Source organism: Sphingomonas faeni (assembly GCF_003053745.1).
GTDB lineage: Bacteria > Pseudomonadota > Alphaproteobacteria > Sphingomonadales > Sphingomonadaceae > Sphingomonas > Sphingomonas faeni.
This window is the reverse complement of record NZ_QAYE01000010.1, coordinates 84,335-98,902: the sequence shown is the minus strand read 5'-3', so window position 1 is coordinate 98,902 and position 14,568 is coordinate 84,335. Positions and strand designations below refer to the sequence as shown.

Genomic DNA, 14,568 nt, shown 5'->3' with positions numbered 1-14,568 from the left:
CGAACAGGGTTATACGAGTTTGAAGCTCTGTTTCTCGCCATCGATCGAACTCGTCGCTACCCAGAGGTCGAACAGGCCCGGTTCGATCACCCAATCGCCGTCACCCCAAAAGCGTAGGTCTTCGCGCTTCAAGGTCAATGTCACGCGCTTCGATGCGCCGGGTGCCAGTGAGACGCGCGCGAACCCCTTGAGTTCGCGGACCGGTCGGGTGCGGCTGGCGACCCGGTCGTGGATGTACAGCTGCACCACTTCGTCGCCGGCTCGCGCACCGGTGTTCGTAACGGTGGCGGTCACCGTAAGCGCATTGGTCATCCGCGCTGGCGCGACGACGTTCGATACCGAAAAGCTGGTGTAGCTCAGGCCGTGACCGAACGGATAAAGCGCTTCGTTCTTGGTCTCACGGTAGCGCGACTTGTATTCCTGGCTGCCCGTATCCGGCGCCGGGCGACCCGTGTTCTTGTGATTATAGAAATACGGTTCCTGCCCGCTTTCGTTGGGGAAGCTGGCGGAGAGCTTGGCTGAAGGGTTGACGTCGCCGAACAGCACGTCGGCGATCGCGTTGCCGCTTTCGGAACCGAGAAACCATGTCGCGAGGATGGCTGGTGCGGCCTTCACTGCGCCGTGCAGAGCAAGAGCGCGGCCATGGCGGAGGAGGACGATCATTGGCTTGCCGGTGGCTGCGAGGGCTTCGGCGAGCGCCATCTGCGGTGCGGGAATAGTAATTTCGGTGCGCGATTGCGCCTCGCCCGACATGAGTTGCGATTCACCGACCGCGAGCAGGACGATGTCCGCGTTTTGCGCAGCGGCGACGGCTGCGGCAATTCCGCCGGGCAGGGGCGCTTCGATTTCGGACCCCGGCGCCGTCGTGACCGTCAGTCCGCGAGCGCGGAGGCCCTGCGCGATCGAGACGTTGAGCTTTTCGTCGGCCATGAACGCCCAGGTGCCGACGACGTTCTTGCGATCCTTCGCGAACGGACCAATCACGGCGATGCGGCCTGGGTTCTTCTTCAAGGGCAGCAGGTTACCGTCGTTCTTTAGCAATACGATCGAACGCGCCCCGGCTTCGCGGCTAAGCTTCAACATGGCGGGCGTCGAGACGCTGGTGCGTTCCGCTTTCTGGCTGACCGAGCGGTACGGGTTGTCGAACAAGCCGATCGCATCCTTCAGGTGAAGCACGCGGCGGACGCCTTCGTCGAGCCGCGCGAGCGGGACCTCGCCCTTCTCGACGAGGTCGGGGAGCCACAGATTGAACAGGTTGGACTGCATGGCCATGTCCATCCCCGCCATGAACGCCTTCTTCGCGGCGTCGCGGCCATCGGCGGCATAGCCGTGCGCGATCAGTTCCTCGTCCGCGGTATAGTCGCCGACGACCATCCCGCGGAACCGCCATTCGCCGCGCAGCAGGTCGGTCATCAGCCAGTGATTGCCGCTGGAAGGAACGCCGTCGATGTCGTTGAACGCGCTCATCAAAGTCGCCACGCCAGCATCGACCGCAGCTTTGAACGGCGCCAGATGGACTTCGTGCAGCGTTGCGGGCGATATCTCGGTGAAGTTGTAATCCTGGCCACCGGAAACCGCTCCGTATGCGGCGAAATGCTTGGCACAGGCAGCGACGCGCGTAGGGTCGCGAAGATCGTTGCCCTGGAAGCCGCTGACGCGTGCTTTCGCCAGTTGCGTGCCGAGATACGGGTCTTCACCAGAGCCTTCCGCGACACGACCCCAGCGTTGATCGCGCGCGACATCGACCATCGGTGCGAAGGTCCAGTGGATGCCGAGCGCCGTGGTCTCAAGCGCGGCCGCGCGTGCGGTGCGCATCGCTAGGTCGGGGTCGAACGCGCAGGCCTCTGCAATCGGCAGCGGGTAGGCAGTGCGGAGGCCGTGGATGACGTCGCCGGCGAAGATCAGGGGAATCTTCAAGCGGGTCGCGAGCGCGGCGTCCTGCGCCGCCTTGGCACCGGCATAGCCGACACCGTTGAAGAGCATGCCGATCTGCCCGGTCTTGATACGAGCAAGCTGCTCCGCCGCGCCGCCGGTCGCGAGGCCGGGATTGAAGGGGACGCCGATCGGGCGGATCTGATCCGAGAAGCAACTGAGCTGGCCCGCTTTTTCGGCGGGTGTCATCTTGGCGATCAGGCTCTCGATCCGGTCGCTTTGCGCAAACACGGTGGTCGAGCCGAGCGATAGGCCAGCGATGGCCGCGCCGCCGGTCAACATCTGGCGACGGTCTAGAATGGGCGACATATCCTGCTCCTCAGTCTTTGGAGCGGGGTAGTCGCTGGACCGCGGTTCCGCAAACCTGCGGAACCGCGGTCGGGGCGGTTAGCCCAGCGCGCGCGTGAACAGTCGCGTCAGGCGAGCCGAGAAAGCGCGGGCGTCGACCGGACGCTCGCCATCGGCGATCTGCGCTTCGTCGAACAACAGGTGCGCCGCGTCCTCGCGCAGAGCCGTCTCGTCTTCGCCGAGCGCTGCCAACTTGGCGATCAAGTCCGAGCGCGGGTTGATTTCCAGCACCGGCTTGGCGGCAGGCATTGCCTGACCGCTCGCTGCGAGGATGCGTTCGAGCTGACGATCCATGCCGCTGTCCGCCGCGACGAGGCAGACAGCGCTGTCGGTGAGGCGCTCGGACGCTCGAACCTCGGAGACGGCATCGGCGAGCGTCGTTTTCACGAACGCGATGAAGTCCGCGACTTCGGGCGTCGCATCGGCGGTCGGCTGCTCGGCACCGTCGACGAGCGGGATCAGGCCGAGATCGGCAGCACCCTGCGTGACCGACTTGAACGGCTTGCCGTCATGATCGATGCCCGCCGTCACCCAGAACCCGTCGACCGAGTCCGGCAGCAGCAGCACTTCGATCCCACGCGCGCGGAACCCTTCGAGCTGCGGGGAGGCTTCGAGCCGGTCGAGATCGGTACCGACCGCGTAATAGATCGCGGTCTGGTTGTCCTTCATCGCCGCGACATAGTCAGCAACCGAACGCCAAGCACCGCCGGACGTCGTGGTCTTGAACCGGGCAAGCTTCAGCAGCGCCTCGCGCCGCTCGAAATCCTCGTATAGCCCCTCCTTCAGGACCGCGCCGAAATTGTCCCAGATCTTCGCATACGCTTCAGGATCGCGGGTCGTGAGCTTGTCGAGTTCGGACAGTACGCGGCCGGTCACGCCCTTGCGGATTGCCGAAAGCATCGGGCTCTCCTGAATCATCTCGCGCGAGACGTTCAGCGGCAGGTCGGACGAATCCACCAGTCCGCGCATGAAGCGGAGATAGCGCGGCAAAACTTCGGCGTCGTCGGTGATGAAGACGCGTTTGACGTACAACTTCATGCGGCCATTGCGGTCCGGGTCGAACAGGTCGAACGGCTTGGCACCCGGGACATAGGCGAGCACCGAATATTCGTGCAGCCCCTCGGCGCGGTAGTGGAGCGTCAGCGCGGGTTCGTCATACTGGCCGGAGACGCTGCGGTAGAAATCGGCATAGTCCTCCGCGGAGATATCCGCCTTCGGCTTGGTCCAGAGCGCCGCACCGTCGGCGATGTCGACCGGCTCGGCATCGGGCTTTTCGCGGAGCGTGATCGGCACGGGTACGTGGCCCGACTGGTCCTTGATCAGGCGCTCGATCGTGAACCGGTCGGTGTAGGTGGTCGCGTCTTCGAGCAGGTGCAGCACGACGCGGGCGCCGCGGGCAGGGGCGTCGGCGGTCGGCACATCGGCGATCGTGTAGGTGCCGAGGCCGTCCGACGACCAGAGCGAGGCGATGTCCGCGCCGGCGCGCCGCGAGATCACGTCGACCTTCGATGCGACCATGAACGCGGAATAGAAGCCGACGCCGAACTGACCGATCAACTGCGCGCCATCCGAACCGCTCGACGCCGCAATGCGGTCCATGAACGCCTTGGTGCCCGAGCGCGCGATCGTGCCGAGCGCCTCGCCCATGTCCTCGGCGGTCATGCCGATGCCGTTGTCCTCGATCGTCAGCGTCTTGGCGTCGGGATCGAGCGTGATCGCGATCGCCAGCCGGGTCTCGTCGCCAAGCAACTCGGGAGCGCTCAACGCTTCATACCGCAGCTTTTCACACGCATCGGCGGCGTTCGAGATCAGTTCGCGCAGGAATACGGTCTTATCCGAATAGACCGAATGCACCATCATGTGGAGCAACCGCGCAACGTCCGCCTCGAAGGCATGGGTTTCGGGCGCGGAAGTTTCAGGTGCGGGGGCGGTTTCGATGGTCATAGGATGTGACAGGTCTCTTGGTGAAATGATCAGTCCGAGAATTGGCCGGAGCACGTACCGAATTCAAGGCCCGCGTGTTCGCACGGGTTGTCGCCACAAGATCGTCACCGCGGCGGTAAAGATTTCATTTGCGTTACATGTCAAAGCAATGTTCAATCCGAATCGTCCAGTCAAAAGATGCAACGTGTCGAGATATCGCGTGCAAAGGAACGATGTGTTCTTTTGTGATCGCTGTCCGACGTCCATCGGGGCTGACGGGGGATGATGATCCTGCAAGGCTGCTGACGGGTTCGACCCGCCGGCAATTCTGATGTTCGGCAAACCCAGGGGGGTGCCGTTTCGGGCGGCCGAAAGCGCTGCCCCGATCAAGGTGCTCGACGCCGAACTCATGAGTCATGTCGGCCAGCCCAATCTCAACCAGGTGCTGACCCAGCTCGTACCGTCGTTCACCGCGCAAGCGTTCGGCGGCGACACGGCCAACCTGACGCTGTCGGCGCGGTTGCGTGGGTTGAGCCCGAACCACACGCTGGTCCTGATCAACGGCAAGCGACGACACGGCACGTCGAACCTCGCCGTCCTCGGCGGACCGTACCAGGGTGCGGCGACCGCCGATCTCGACCTGATCTCGCCAGCGTCGATCAAGCGCATCGAGGTGCTGGAGGATGGCGCAGCCGCACAATATGGCTCGGACGCCATTGCCGGCGTCATCAACGTCATCCTGAAGGACGACAAGGAAGGCGGCGACGCTTCGCTGACTGCTGGCGAGAATTACGACACCGGCGGCCGCACCTATGGGGGAAGCCTGCATCTCGCGACCAAGGTTGGTGAAAACGGCTTCATCAACGTCACCGGCTTCTACCGCTATCACGACTTCACGCAGGTCGGCGGGCTCGATCGACGCGTCACCGATATCAACGGCAAGCTGCTGACGAGCGCGACGACGCCGTCGATCACGCCGCTTCAGCAAAGTCTCTATCCGGGGATGTCCGACTTCCCCTACGTGAACAAGATCAGCGGCGATGCGCAGTCCCGCCTCATCAACCTCCAGTATAACTCGGCGTATGATTTCGGCGGTATCGAGGCGTACAGCTTCGGCACCTACTCACGCCGGGTCGCCAGCGCTTACGAGAATGTCCGGGTGCCGACCCGCGTATCGCGCACCGTCGCGGGCGTAACGACCTATTTCGATCCCGAGGGCGATAGCCCGGTCAACGGCTTTTCCCCGCGGGAAAAAATACGCGAGGAGGACATGGCGTTCACCGGCGGCGTCCGCGGTGACGTCAGCGGCTTCCACTACGACCTGTCGTCGACGTTCGGACAGGACAAGAACGAGATCTATACCGTCAATTCGGCAAACGCCTCGCTCTACGCAGATACCGGCTTTACGCCGACCACCTTCTACAACGGCTTTTTCAAATCGAGCGAGCTGACCGCAAACGCCGATTTCACGCATGAGATCGAAGCGGGCATGGCGGCACCGATCAACCTCGCTTTCGGTGGGGAATATCGTAAGAACGTCTACGAGATCGGCGCGGGCGATGCCGCCTCGACCTACAAGGAAGGCGGACAATCTTATCCCGGTTTCCGCAGTTCGGATGCGGGCGTCAACGGGCGGAATTCGCAGGCGGGCTATGTTGATGTGGCGCTGATGCCGGTCGAGGGCTGGAAGGTCGATGTCGCCGGTCGGTACGAGCATTATTCCGATTTCGGCAGCAAGTTCATCTACAAGGGCACGACCCGCTACGACTTCTCCGATGCGTTCGCGCTGCGGGGTACGTTCTCGACGGGGTTCCGTGCACCGACGCTGGCGGAATCCTTCTACTCCGCGACCAACGTCTCGCCCACGTCCGCCTTCGTGCAGTTGCCGGCCAATTCGGCAGCGGCCAAGCTGCTCGGTTTCGCCAATCTAAAGCCAGAGAAATCGACCAACTATAGCCTGGGTACGGTCATCCGCCCGGTGCCGCGCCTGACGATCACGATCGACGCGTACCAGGTGAAGATCGAGGACCGCATTCTCGGCACGGGCTCGCTGTTCGGCGGGGGCGGTGCGACCTCGCCGGTCAACGTCAACTTCCCCGTCGTGACGGCGGCGATCCGCGCGAACGGCAACGTGCTCGATCCGACGGTGACGCAGACCGGCATCAACATCTTCACCAACGGCGCGGATACCCGGACCCGCGGTATCGATGTCGTCGCCAGCTATGCGAGCGATTTTGGCGAGTATGGCAATGCGACCTGGACCCTGTCCGGTAACTACAACCAGACCAAGATCATCAAGGTCATGTCGGCACCGCCTTTGGTCAACGTGCTCGGGCAGACGATCACGGTGCCTCTGTTCGATCAAGGCGCCCGCGCCAATATCGAGACCGCATCGCCGCGCGTGAAGGTCATCGGCTCGACCTTCTATTCGATCGAGAAATTCTCGATGACGCTGCGTGGTACGGTCTACGGCAAGAGCTCGGCCCGATACAGTCCGGACGGCGGCACCTTCTACAAGCAGACGATCGGCACCGCGTTCATCGGCGACGTCGAGTTGAACTTCAAGGCGACCGACGACCTCGAACTGTCGATCGGTGCGAACAACGTCTTCAACAAGAAGTCACCGACGCTCGGCTTGGTGCCGGGTACGACCAATGCGACCTTGGTTGGGGGCGGCAATCAGCTCGATGCGCCGCTGACGTTCAGCCCGTACGGCATCAATGGCGGCTATTATTATGCGCGCATGAACGTGAGCTTCTGAGAGATCGGGCGCGGCGTCACACCGCGCCGCGCCCGAACCATTCGTATCGGCAATTGGGAGAAAGACGTATGACGATCAAGACGAAGACCATCGCGCTTGCCGTGGCGACCTGCACAATGCTCGCACTGCCGGCGGTAGCTATGGCCGCGGATGGCAAGTCGGCGATCGTCCGGCACGCCAACACGCCGCCGGGACTGATCCTGCAGGGGGTCACCGTGCCGTCGGGTGCGAAGATGCTGTATCTTAGCGGGCAGCTGGCCGCTCCCATCGATCCGGCCAGCAAGACGCCACCGGCACAACTGACGACCGCCGATTTCGGCGATACCAAGACGCAGACGATCAGCGTCTTCAACAAGATCAAGACGATCTTGGCGACTCAAGGCTATGCGATGAGCGACATCATCAAGCTCACCGTGTTCGTCGCGGGCGATCCGAAGCTCGGCGGCAAGATGGATTTTGCCGGCATGAACGACGCGTTCAAGTTGTATTTCGGGACGGCGGAGAACCCCAACACCGTCGCGCGATCGACCGTCCAGGTTGCGGCCCTCGCAGGGCCGGCGTTCCTGGTCGAGATCGAGGCGACGGCGGCGAAATAAATTCGGGCGAAAATGGCCTTGTGTTCGCTTTCGATATCAGGTGCTTGGTCCGGTCGGGTGGTTGGCGGCAGGTAACCCGCGACTGGATCGAGGCCAGATCGGATGCGTAACGAATTGACGCTCGGGGCGGTGCGTGGGACGATGTCGGACACACCGGATCGGAGACCGCCATGCTCGTCCCCCCGCTCGTTCACGGACTGATCCTCGCCTTTGTCATCGGCATCGTCGCGGGGTTGCGCGCGATGCTGGCGCCTGCCGCGGTAGCCTGGGCCGCGAGCAAGGGGACGTTGCCGTTGCAGGGGACGTGGCTCGCGTTCCTCGGCTACCGGTTCACGCCGTGGATCTTCACGCTGCTCGCGGCCACCGAACTCGTCACCGATCAGCTGCCGTCGACGCCCAGCCGCAAGGTGCCGCCTCAGTTCGTCGTGCGGCTGCTCACGGGCGGGGTATCGGGTGCGGCGGTGGGGTACGGCATCGGCGTGCCGTTGCCGGGGATCGTTCTCGGGATCGTCGGTGCGGTCTTCGGAATTTATGGCGGCTCGGCCTTGCGCGCGCGACTGGCGGCAACGTTCGGGAGCGATCGACCGGCCGCGCTGATCGAGGATGCGGTCGCGATCCTCCTGGCGGCGCTGGTGGTGCTGTCGATCTGATGCGGAATTTCGACGCGATCATCATCGGTGCCGGGCAGGCCGGGCCACCGCTGGCAGGCCGCCTCACCGCCGCGGGGATGACGGTTGCGCTGATCGAGCGCAAGCTGGTTGGCGGGACGTGCGTCAACACCGGCTGCATGCCGACCAAGACGCTGGTGGCGAGCGCCTATGCCGCGCACCTCGTACGACGCGCGGCGGATTTTGGCATCGCGACCGGCGATGTCACGGTCGACATGCCTGCCGTCGCGGCCCGCGCGCGCAAGGTCGTGATGGACGCGCGATTAGGCAACGAGCGCTGGCTCGAGGGGATGGCGGGCCTCACCTTCCTGCGCGGCCACGCCCGCTTCACCGGACCGCGGACGATCGCCGTCGACGGCGAGGAGATGACCGCGCCGCGCATTTTCCTCAACGTCGGTGGGCGCGCGAGCGTGCCGGACATGCCCGGTGTCGGCGACGTGCCGCATCTCGACAATACCGACATGGTCGCGCTGGAACAGATTCCCGCGCATCTTGTCGTCGTCGGCGGGAGCTATGTCGGGCTCGAGTTCGCGCAGATGTATCGCCGGTTCGGCGCCGCGGTGACGGTTGTGGAGCGCGGCGAACGGCTGATTGCGCACGAGGATGCCGACGTGTCGGACGCCGTCCGCGGCATATTGGAAGACGAGGGGATCACCGTGCGAACCGGCGCGAACTGCATCGCATTCGCGCGCCATGCGGGCGGTGTCGCGGTGTCGGTCGATTGCCAGGCGGGCGATCCGAAGGTGATCGGGAGCCATGTGCTGCTGGCGGTCGGCCGGCGCCCCAATACCGACGACCTCGGGCTCGATCTCGCCGGGATCGAGACCAATCCGAAGGGTTATGTCACCGTCGACGACATGCTGCAGACCAACGTGCCGGGGGTCTGGGCGCTCGGTGATTGCAACGGGCGCGGCGCGTTCACCCACACGGCGTACAACGATTTCGAGATCGTTGCGGCGAACCTGCTCGATCATGACGACCGGACGCTGAGCCAGCGGCTGGTCGGCTATGCGCTCTATACCGATCCGCCGCTCGGCCGGGTCGGGATGACGCAGGCGGAGGCGGAGAAGACCGGGCGGACGATCCTGGTCTCGAAGCGGCCGATGACCCGCGTCGGGCGCGCGGTCGAAAAGGGCGAGACGAAGGGGTTCATGAAGATCGTGGCGGATGCGGAAACACAGCGGATATTGGGAGCGGCGATCCTCGGCACCGGTGGCGATGAGGCGATCCACGGGATCCTCGACATGATGAACGCCGACCAGCCGTTGGCCGCGCTGCGCTGGGCGGTTCCGATCCATCCGACCGTGTCCGAACTGATCCCGACGCTGTTGCTCGGGCTCGAACCAGTGGCGCAGACATGAGCGATCTCGGCGCGCGCGATCACCAGATGTTCCCGGTGCTCAACGCGGAACAGCTTCAGACGGCCAAGCGCTTTGCGAGCGGTCCGCCGCGCGTGTTTGCCGCGGGCGAGCAGGTCTATGCGATCGGCGAGCAAGGCGTCGCGGCATGGCTCGTGCTCGAAGGAACGATCGACGTCGTCCGTCGCGACGGGCTCAGTCACGAGGCGCCGATCACCACGCACGGCCCGGGGCAATTGACGGGCGAGGTAAACCAGCTCGCCGGACGCCCGACGATTGCGGGCGGCACCGCTGGCCCCACCGGCTGTACCGCACTGCCGTTCGATCCGGCGCATCTGCGCGCGCTGATGGTCGGCTCCGCGGACGTCGGCGAGATCGTGATGCGCGCGCTGATCCTGCGCCGCGTCGGCCTGATCGAGCAGGGCAGCGGGGGGACGGTGATCGTCGGCCTGCCGGACAGTCCCGACGTCGTCCGGCTACAGGGGTTTCTCACGCGATCGGGCTATCCGAACATCGTCCTCGATGCTGCATCCGACGACGAGGGGCGTGCACTGGTCGAGCGGACTGGTGTCGCGTCGAGCGATCTGCCGCTGGTCGTTTGTCCCAACGGTACGGTGCTGAAAAGACCGTCCGATATCGAGGTCGCGGCGTGCCTAGGCATCACGCCCGAGCTCGATCCCGATACCGTGTACGACGTCGCGATCGTCGGCGCGGGGCCGGCGGGGCTGGCGGCGGCGGTGTATGCAGCGTCGGAGGGGCTGTCGGTGATCGTGCTCGACGAGCGTGCGATCGGCGGGCAGGCGGGGGCATCGGCGCGGATCGAGAACTACCTGGGCTTCCCGACCGGCATTTCGGGGCAGGCGCTGGCCGGGCGCGCATTCAACCAAGCGTTGAAGTTCGGGGCTGAGATCGCGATCCCGCTGACCGTCGAACATCTCGATTGCGACGAGGATCGGCCCGCGGGCGACCCGCTCGCGCTCGAACTGCCGGGCGATCGGCGCGTCCAGTCGCGAACCGTGATCGTGGCGTCGGGCGCGCGGTATCGGCGGCCAGACATCCCCGACCTGGCGGAGTTCGAGGGCGCCGGCGTGTCCTATTGGGCCTCGCCGATCGAGGCGCGGTTGTGCGAGGGCGAGGAGGTCGCGCTGGTCGGCGGCGGCAACTCGGCCGGGCAGGCGGTGGTGTTCCTCGCACCGCGCGTGAAGCATCTGCACCTGATCGTGCGCCGCCCCTTGGCTGCGACGATGTCGAAATACCTGATCGACCGGATCGCCGCGCTGCCCAACGTGACGATCCGCGTCGGCACCGAGATTGTCGGTCTGGAGGGCGAGGGTGCCACCGGACTCACGGGGGCGATCTTCCGCCAACGCAGCGACGGCGCCGAGACGCGGTGCGCGATGCGACACCTGTTTCTGTTCATCGGCGCGGACCCCAATGCGGGCTGGCTGAAGGGCTGTGTCGATACCGACGAGAAGGGGTTCATCGTCACCGGCGCCGCCGCGTTGCCGTTACAGACGAGCCGCGCGGGCGTGTTCGCGATCGGCGATGTCCGCGCCGGCTCGACCAAGCGCGTCGCGGCGGCGGTTGGCGAAGGCGCGGCGGTGGTCGCGCAGATCCATAGTGTTTTGGCCGACATGGCGGAAAGGGGTGCAACATGAGCTACGGGTGCACGCACATGGATACGATCCGCGACGTGACGCCGACCGCTAAGGGGTGCGAGGAGTGCCTCCGGATCGGCAGCGAGTGGGTGCATCTGCGGCTGTGCCGGGCGTGCGGCCATGTCGGCTGCTGCGACGACTCCCCCCACCGCCACGCGACCGCCCACTTCCACGCGACGCGGCATCCGATCATCGAGGGGTACGACCCGCCGGAGGGCTGGGGCTGGTGTTTCGTGGACGAGACGATGGTAGACCTGCCGGACCAGACGCCGCAGGTGGGGCCGATTCCGCGCTATGTTTGATGGGCGGGGGGCGGTCGGCGTCGCGGTGCAATATTAATTATCCGGCGCACACGAGAGCTTAAAGACAAACCATACCAGTACACCTCCCCGGCGAAAGCCGGGGCCCAATTGGTATGGCTGAGTGGATTCGCGCAGCCTCCATTAGCCACGTTGCCCAATTGGGCCCCGGCCTTCGCCGGGGAGTTGTCTAGGAAGTAGGCGTTCGCGACGCTGATCTAAGGTGCAAGCTAGAGCTTCGCACGGTCTCGAACTAGCGCTGTTATCGTACAGTTCTCCCTCACATATTCCCACACGCTTGCTTCACCACATACGGAAGGGTAGCCGACGCCATCGGTAAAGGCGTGAGTGTTCGAAGTGCGGCGTTTGATGATGGGCTTCGTAGCCATTGCGGCCTTGGCAACTGCGGGAACGGCGCAGTCGGCGAGGCGGCAGGTTCAGCGCGCCGAACCGGGACCGAAGCCGGGCCTTGTTCGCGTGCGCCTAGTCACGTCGGAGGGGCCGATCCTGCTGGCGCTCGACGCCCGCCATGCGCCGAAGACCACCGCGAATTTCCTCGCCTATGTCGATGACGGCCGGTTCGACGGCACGGACTTCTACCGAGCGAGCCGCCAGAAGTCCGCGCCGAAGCTCGGCTTCATCCAGGCAGGCATCCGCACCGATGCACGGCGGATCCTGCCGCCGTTTCCGCTCGAGACCACGGCGATGACCGGGATCAAGCATCTCGACGCGACGATCTCGATGGCGCGGGGGATGACGCCGGCATCGGCTGGCGGGAATTTCTTCATCACGGTCGGGCCGGCGCCGGCGATGGACGCGCGCGCGGGCTATCCGGGCTATGCGGCGTTCGGGCACGTCGTCGCGGGCATGGACGTGGTGAAGCGCATTCTCGCCAAGCCGACCGGCGGCGGGATGGACGCGTTCAAGGACCAGATGATCCTGAAGCGGGTCGCTTTGATGAGTGCGCGGCGGTTGGATGGGGTGGCGAAGCCGACGGGGCTGCCGCGGGCATGGTTGATCGAGACGGGGCCGCAGCGGCGGAAGTGATTGGCCGGACGGCGACAGGGCAGTTCCTTGCCAAGGGCATCGTCCGAGCCGGCTGTTTCTCGTTCGAATTTACCGTGGCATCGAGAGTGATCACCATACGTGTACCGCACCTCCCCGGCGGAGGCCGGGGTCCAGTTGCGCATGTCAGAGTAAGAGTACGCTGAGCGCAGTTACTACTGCTTCCCAACTGGGCCCCGGCCTCCGCCGGGGTGGGGCGCTGAGATTTGGTCCTGACGATCATGCCCTAAACTTCGGCGCCGCAACCCTCTGTTCTCCCGCGAAGGCGAGAGCCCAAGGTAACGAATGCAGGTATTTGTGGCTCCTGGACCCCCGCCTTCGCGGGGGAACGAAACGGCTTAAGCAGTGAGGCTCAACGCAACCGCCTCCGCGACCTTGATCCCGTCGACCGCGGCGGAAAGGATGCCCCCGGCATAGCCAGCGCCTTCGCCCGCCGGGAACAGACCGGCTGTGTTGAGGCTGACGAAATCATCGCCCCGCGTGATCCTGACCGGCGACGAGGTTCGCGTCTCGACCCCTGTGAGCACCGCATCAGGATGGTCGTAACCCGGAATCTCGCGTCCGAACGCTGGCAACGCTTCCCGCAAAGCAGTGATCGCGAAGTCGGGCAGGCACTCCGACAGGTCGGTCATGTGCACCCCCGGCTTGTACGACGGGATAACCGAGCCCAGCGCAGTCGACGCGCGGCCCGCAATCAGGTCGCCGATGCGTTGCGCGGGTGCCTTGTAGTTCGAACCGCCGGCCACATACGCCCGCGATTCCCAGTGGCGTTGCAGTTCGATGCCGGCGAGCGGGTGGCCGGGATAGTCGCGCTCGGGGTCGATGCCGATGACGATCCCCGAGTTCGCGTTGCGTTCGTTGCGCGAATATTGGCTCATGCCGTTGGTCGCTACGCGGCCTTCCTCGGAGGTCGCGGCGACGACGGTGCCGCCCGGGCACATGCAGAAGCTGTAGACCGTCCGCCCGTTCTTGCAGTGGTGCGACAGGCTGTACGCCGCGGCGCCGAGATCGGGATGGCCGGCGCACGGCCCGAACCGGGCTTCGTCGATCCACGATTGCGGGTGTTCGATGCGGACGCCGATCGAGAACGGCTTGGCTTCGACGTATACGCCTTTCGCATGCAGCATCTCGAACGTGTCGCGCGCGCTGTGGCCGACCGCGAAAACGACGTGGTTCGCTTCGAGATAGTCGCCGGTGCTGAGGTGGAGGCCGCGGAGCCGGCGGGTGCCGGCTTCCTCGACGATGTCGAGACCGTCGACGCGGGTCGAGAAGCGGTATTCGCCGCCGAGCGCCTCGATCGTCTCGCGCATGCTCTCGACCATCGTGACGAGGCGGAAGGTGCCGATATGCGGGTGCGCCTCGGTGAGGATTTCGGGCGGCGCGCCGGCTTTGACGAACTCGGTCAGGACTTTGCGGCCCAAGTGGCGCGGGTCCTTGATCTGGCTCCAGAGCTTGCCGTCGGAGAAGGTGCCGGCGCCGCCCTCGCCGAACTGGACATTGGATTCGGGGTTGAGGACGCTTTTGCGCCACAGGCCCCAAGTGTCCTTGGTGCGCTCGCGGACGACCTTGCCGCGGTCGAGGATGATCGGGCGGAACCCCATCTGCGCGAGGATCAGGCCGGCGAACAGCCCGCAGGGGCCTGCGCCGACGACTACGGGACGCGGGCCGGTGTAGCTCGCGCCGCCCTTGGTGACGAAGCGATAGCCCGTGTCGGGGGTACGCTGGACGTGGCGATCCTTTCGGAAGCGCGTGAGGACGGTGTCCTCGTTCTTCAGCGTGACGTCGACCGAATAGACGAGCTGAATGTCCATCTTGTCACGCGCATCGTGCGCGCGCCTCGCGATGGTGTAGCGGATCAGGTCGCGCGGGGTGACGCGCAGGCGATCGCGGATCGCGGCGGGCAGCGCTTCGTCGGCGTGGTTGAGCGGGAGCTTGAGGTCGGTGATGCGGAGCATGTCGG

At 65.1% G+C, this 14,568-nt stretch carries 10 protein-coding genes; 7 read left to right on the top strand and 3 right to left on the bottom strand.

Annotated elements, in window-relative coordinates; translation table 11 throughout:
• Nucleotides 1–9: 9 nt before the first annotated feature.
• Complete coding sequence (locus C8J25_RS17495) at nt 10–2,241, bottom strand: glycoside hydrolase family 3 N-terminal domain-containing protein (RefSeq protein ID WP_107955647.1); 2,232 nt, start codon at nt 2,239–2,241, stop codon at nt 10–12.
• A 78-nt stretch (nt 2,242–2,319) separates the two neighbouring features.
• The gene (htpG, locus tag C8J25_RS17490; RefSeq protein WP_107955646.1) at nt 2,320–4,224 is read right to left on the bottom strand and encodes a molecular chaperone HtpG; all 1,905 of its coding nucleotides are present in this window, start codon (nt 4,222–4,224) and stop codon (nt 2,320–2,322) included.
• Between the two features lie 310 nt (nt 4,225–4,534).
• On the opposite strand from htpG, the gene C8J25_RS17485 reads away from it, so the two are divergent.
• The 7 genes from C8J25_RS17485 to C8J25_RS17455 all read left to right on the top strand — a co-directional run bounded on the left by C8J25_RS17485 (nt 4,535) and on the right by C8J25_RS17455 (nt 12,590).
• Nucleotides 4,535–6,964 carry a TonB-dependent receptor plug domain-containing protein gene (locus C8J25_RS17485; RefSeq protein WP_107955645.1) on the top strand — a complete coding sequence of 810 codons (2,430 nt, stop codon included), beginning with the start codon at nt 4,535–4,537 and terminating at the stop codon, nt 6,962–6,964.
• Between the two features lie 68 nt (nt 6,965–7,032).
• Entirely contained in the window at nt 7,033–7,560 is a 528-nt protein-coding gene (locus tag C8J25_RS17480; RefSeq protein ID WP_244187185.1) for a RidA family protein, read from the top strand.
• A gap of 170 nt (nt 7,561–7,730) precedes the next feature.
• A complete protein-coding gene (locus C8J25_RS17475; RefSeq protein ID WP_107955644.1) occupies nt 7,731–8,210 on the top strand; it encodes a DUF4126 domain-containing protein in 480 nt (159 codons plus the stop codon).
• The gene (locus C8J25_RS17470) at nt 8,207–9,589 is read left to right on the top strand and encodes an FAD-containing oxidoreductase (protein ID WP_208622631.1); all 1,383 of its coding nucleotides are present in this window, start codon (nt 8,207–8,209) and stop codon (nt 9,587–9,589) included. The genes C8J25_RS17475 and C8J25_RS17470 overlap by 4 nt, the downstream gene beginning before the upstream one ends.
• On the top strand, nt 9,586–11,244 hold the full coding sequence (locus C8J25_RS17465) for an FAD-dependent oxidoreductase (protein ID WP_107955642.1): 1,659 nt from the start codon (nt 9,586–9,588) through the stop codon (nt 11,242–11,244). Before C8J25_RS17470 ends, C8J25_RS17465 begins: the two co-directional genes overlap by 4 nt.
• Nucleotides 11,241–11,546 (top strand): UBP-type zinc finger domain-containing protein, encoded by a 306-nt coding sequence (locus C8J25_RS17460; protein WP_107955641.1) that lies wholly within the window; start codon nt 11,241–11,243, stop codon nt 11,544–11,546. Before C8J25_RS17465 ends, C8J25_RS17460 begins: the two co-directional genes overlap by 4 nt.
• 366 nt (nt 11,547–11,912) lie before the next feature.
• Nucleotides 11,913–12,590: a peptidylprolyl isomerase gene (locus C8J25_RS17455; RefSeq protein WP_107955640.1), complete on the top strand. Its 678-nt coding sequence runs from the start codon at nt 11,913–11,915 to the stop codon at nt 12,588–12,590.
• Between the two features lie 356 nt (nt 12,591–12,946).
• Here C8J25_RS17455 and C8J25_RS17450 read toward each other — a convergent pair whose 3' ends face one another.
• Nucleotides 12,947–14,563, bottom strand: coding sequence for an NAD(P)/FAD-dependent oxidoreductase (locus C8J25_RS17450; protein ID WP_107955639.1), 1,617 nt, complete (start codon nt 14,561–14,563; stop codon nt 12,947–12,949).
• Nucleotides 14,564–14,568 lie beyond the last annotated feature (5 nt).

Coding starts and splice junctions, on each gene's coding strand:
- C8J25_RS17495 (WP_107955647.1), bottom strand. CDS start 2,241: ATGTCGCCCATTCTAGACCGTCGCCAGATGTTGACCGGCGGCGCGGCC.
- htpG (WP_107955646.1), bottom strand. CDS start 4,224: ATGACCATCGAAACCGCCCCCGCACCTGAAACTTCCGCGCCCGAAACC.
- C8J25_RS17485 (WP_107955645.1), top strand. CDS start 4,535: ATGTTCGGCAAACCCAGGGGGGTGCCGTTTCGGGCGGCCGAAAGCGCT.
- C8J25_RS17480 (WP_244187185.1), top strand. CDS start 7,033: ATGACGATCAAGACGAAGACCATCGCGCTTGCCGTGGCGACCTGCACA.
- C8J25_RS17475 (WP_107955644.1), top strand. CDS start 7,731: ATGCTCGTCCCCCCGCTCGTTCACGGACTGATCCTCGCCTTTGTCATC.
- C8J25_RS17465 (WP_107955642.1), top strand. CDS start 9,586: ATGAGCGATCTCGGCGCGCGCGATCACCAGATGTTCCCGGTGCTCAAC.
- C8J25_RS17460 (WP_107955641.1), top strand. CDS start 11,241: ATGAGCTACGGGTGCACGCACATGGATACGATCCGCGACGTGACGCCG.
- C8J25_RS17455 (WP_107955640.1), top strand. CDS start 11,913: ATGATGGGCTTCGTAGCCATTGCGGCCTTGGCAACTGCGGGAACGGCG.
- C8J25_RS17450 (WP_107955639.1), bottom strand. CDS start 14,563: ATGCTCCGCATCACCGACCTCAAGCTCCCGCTCAACCACGCCGACGAA.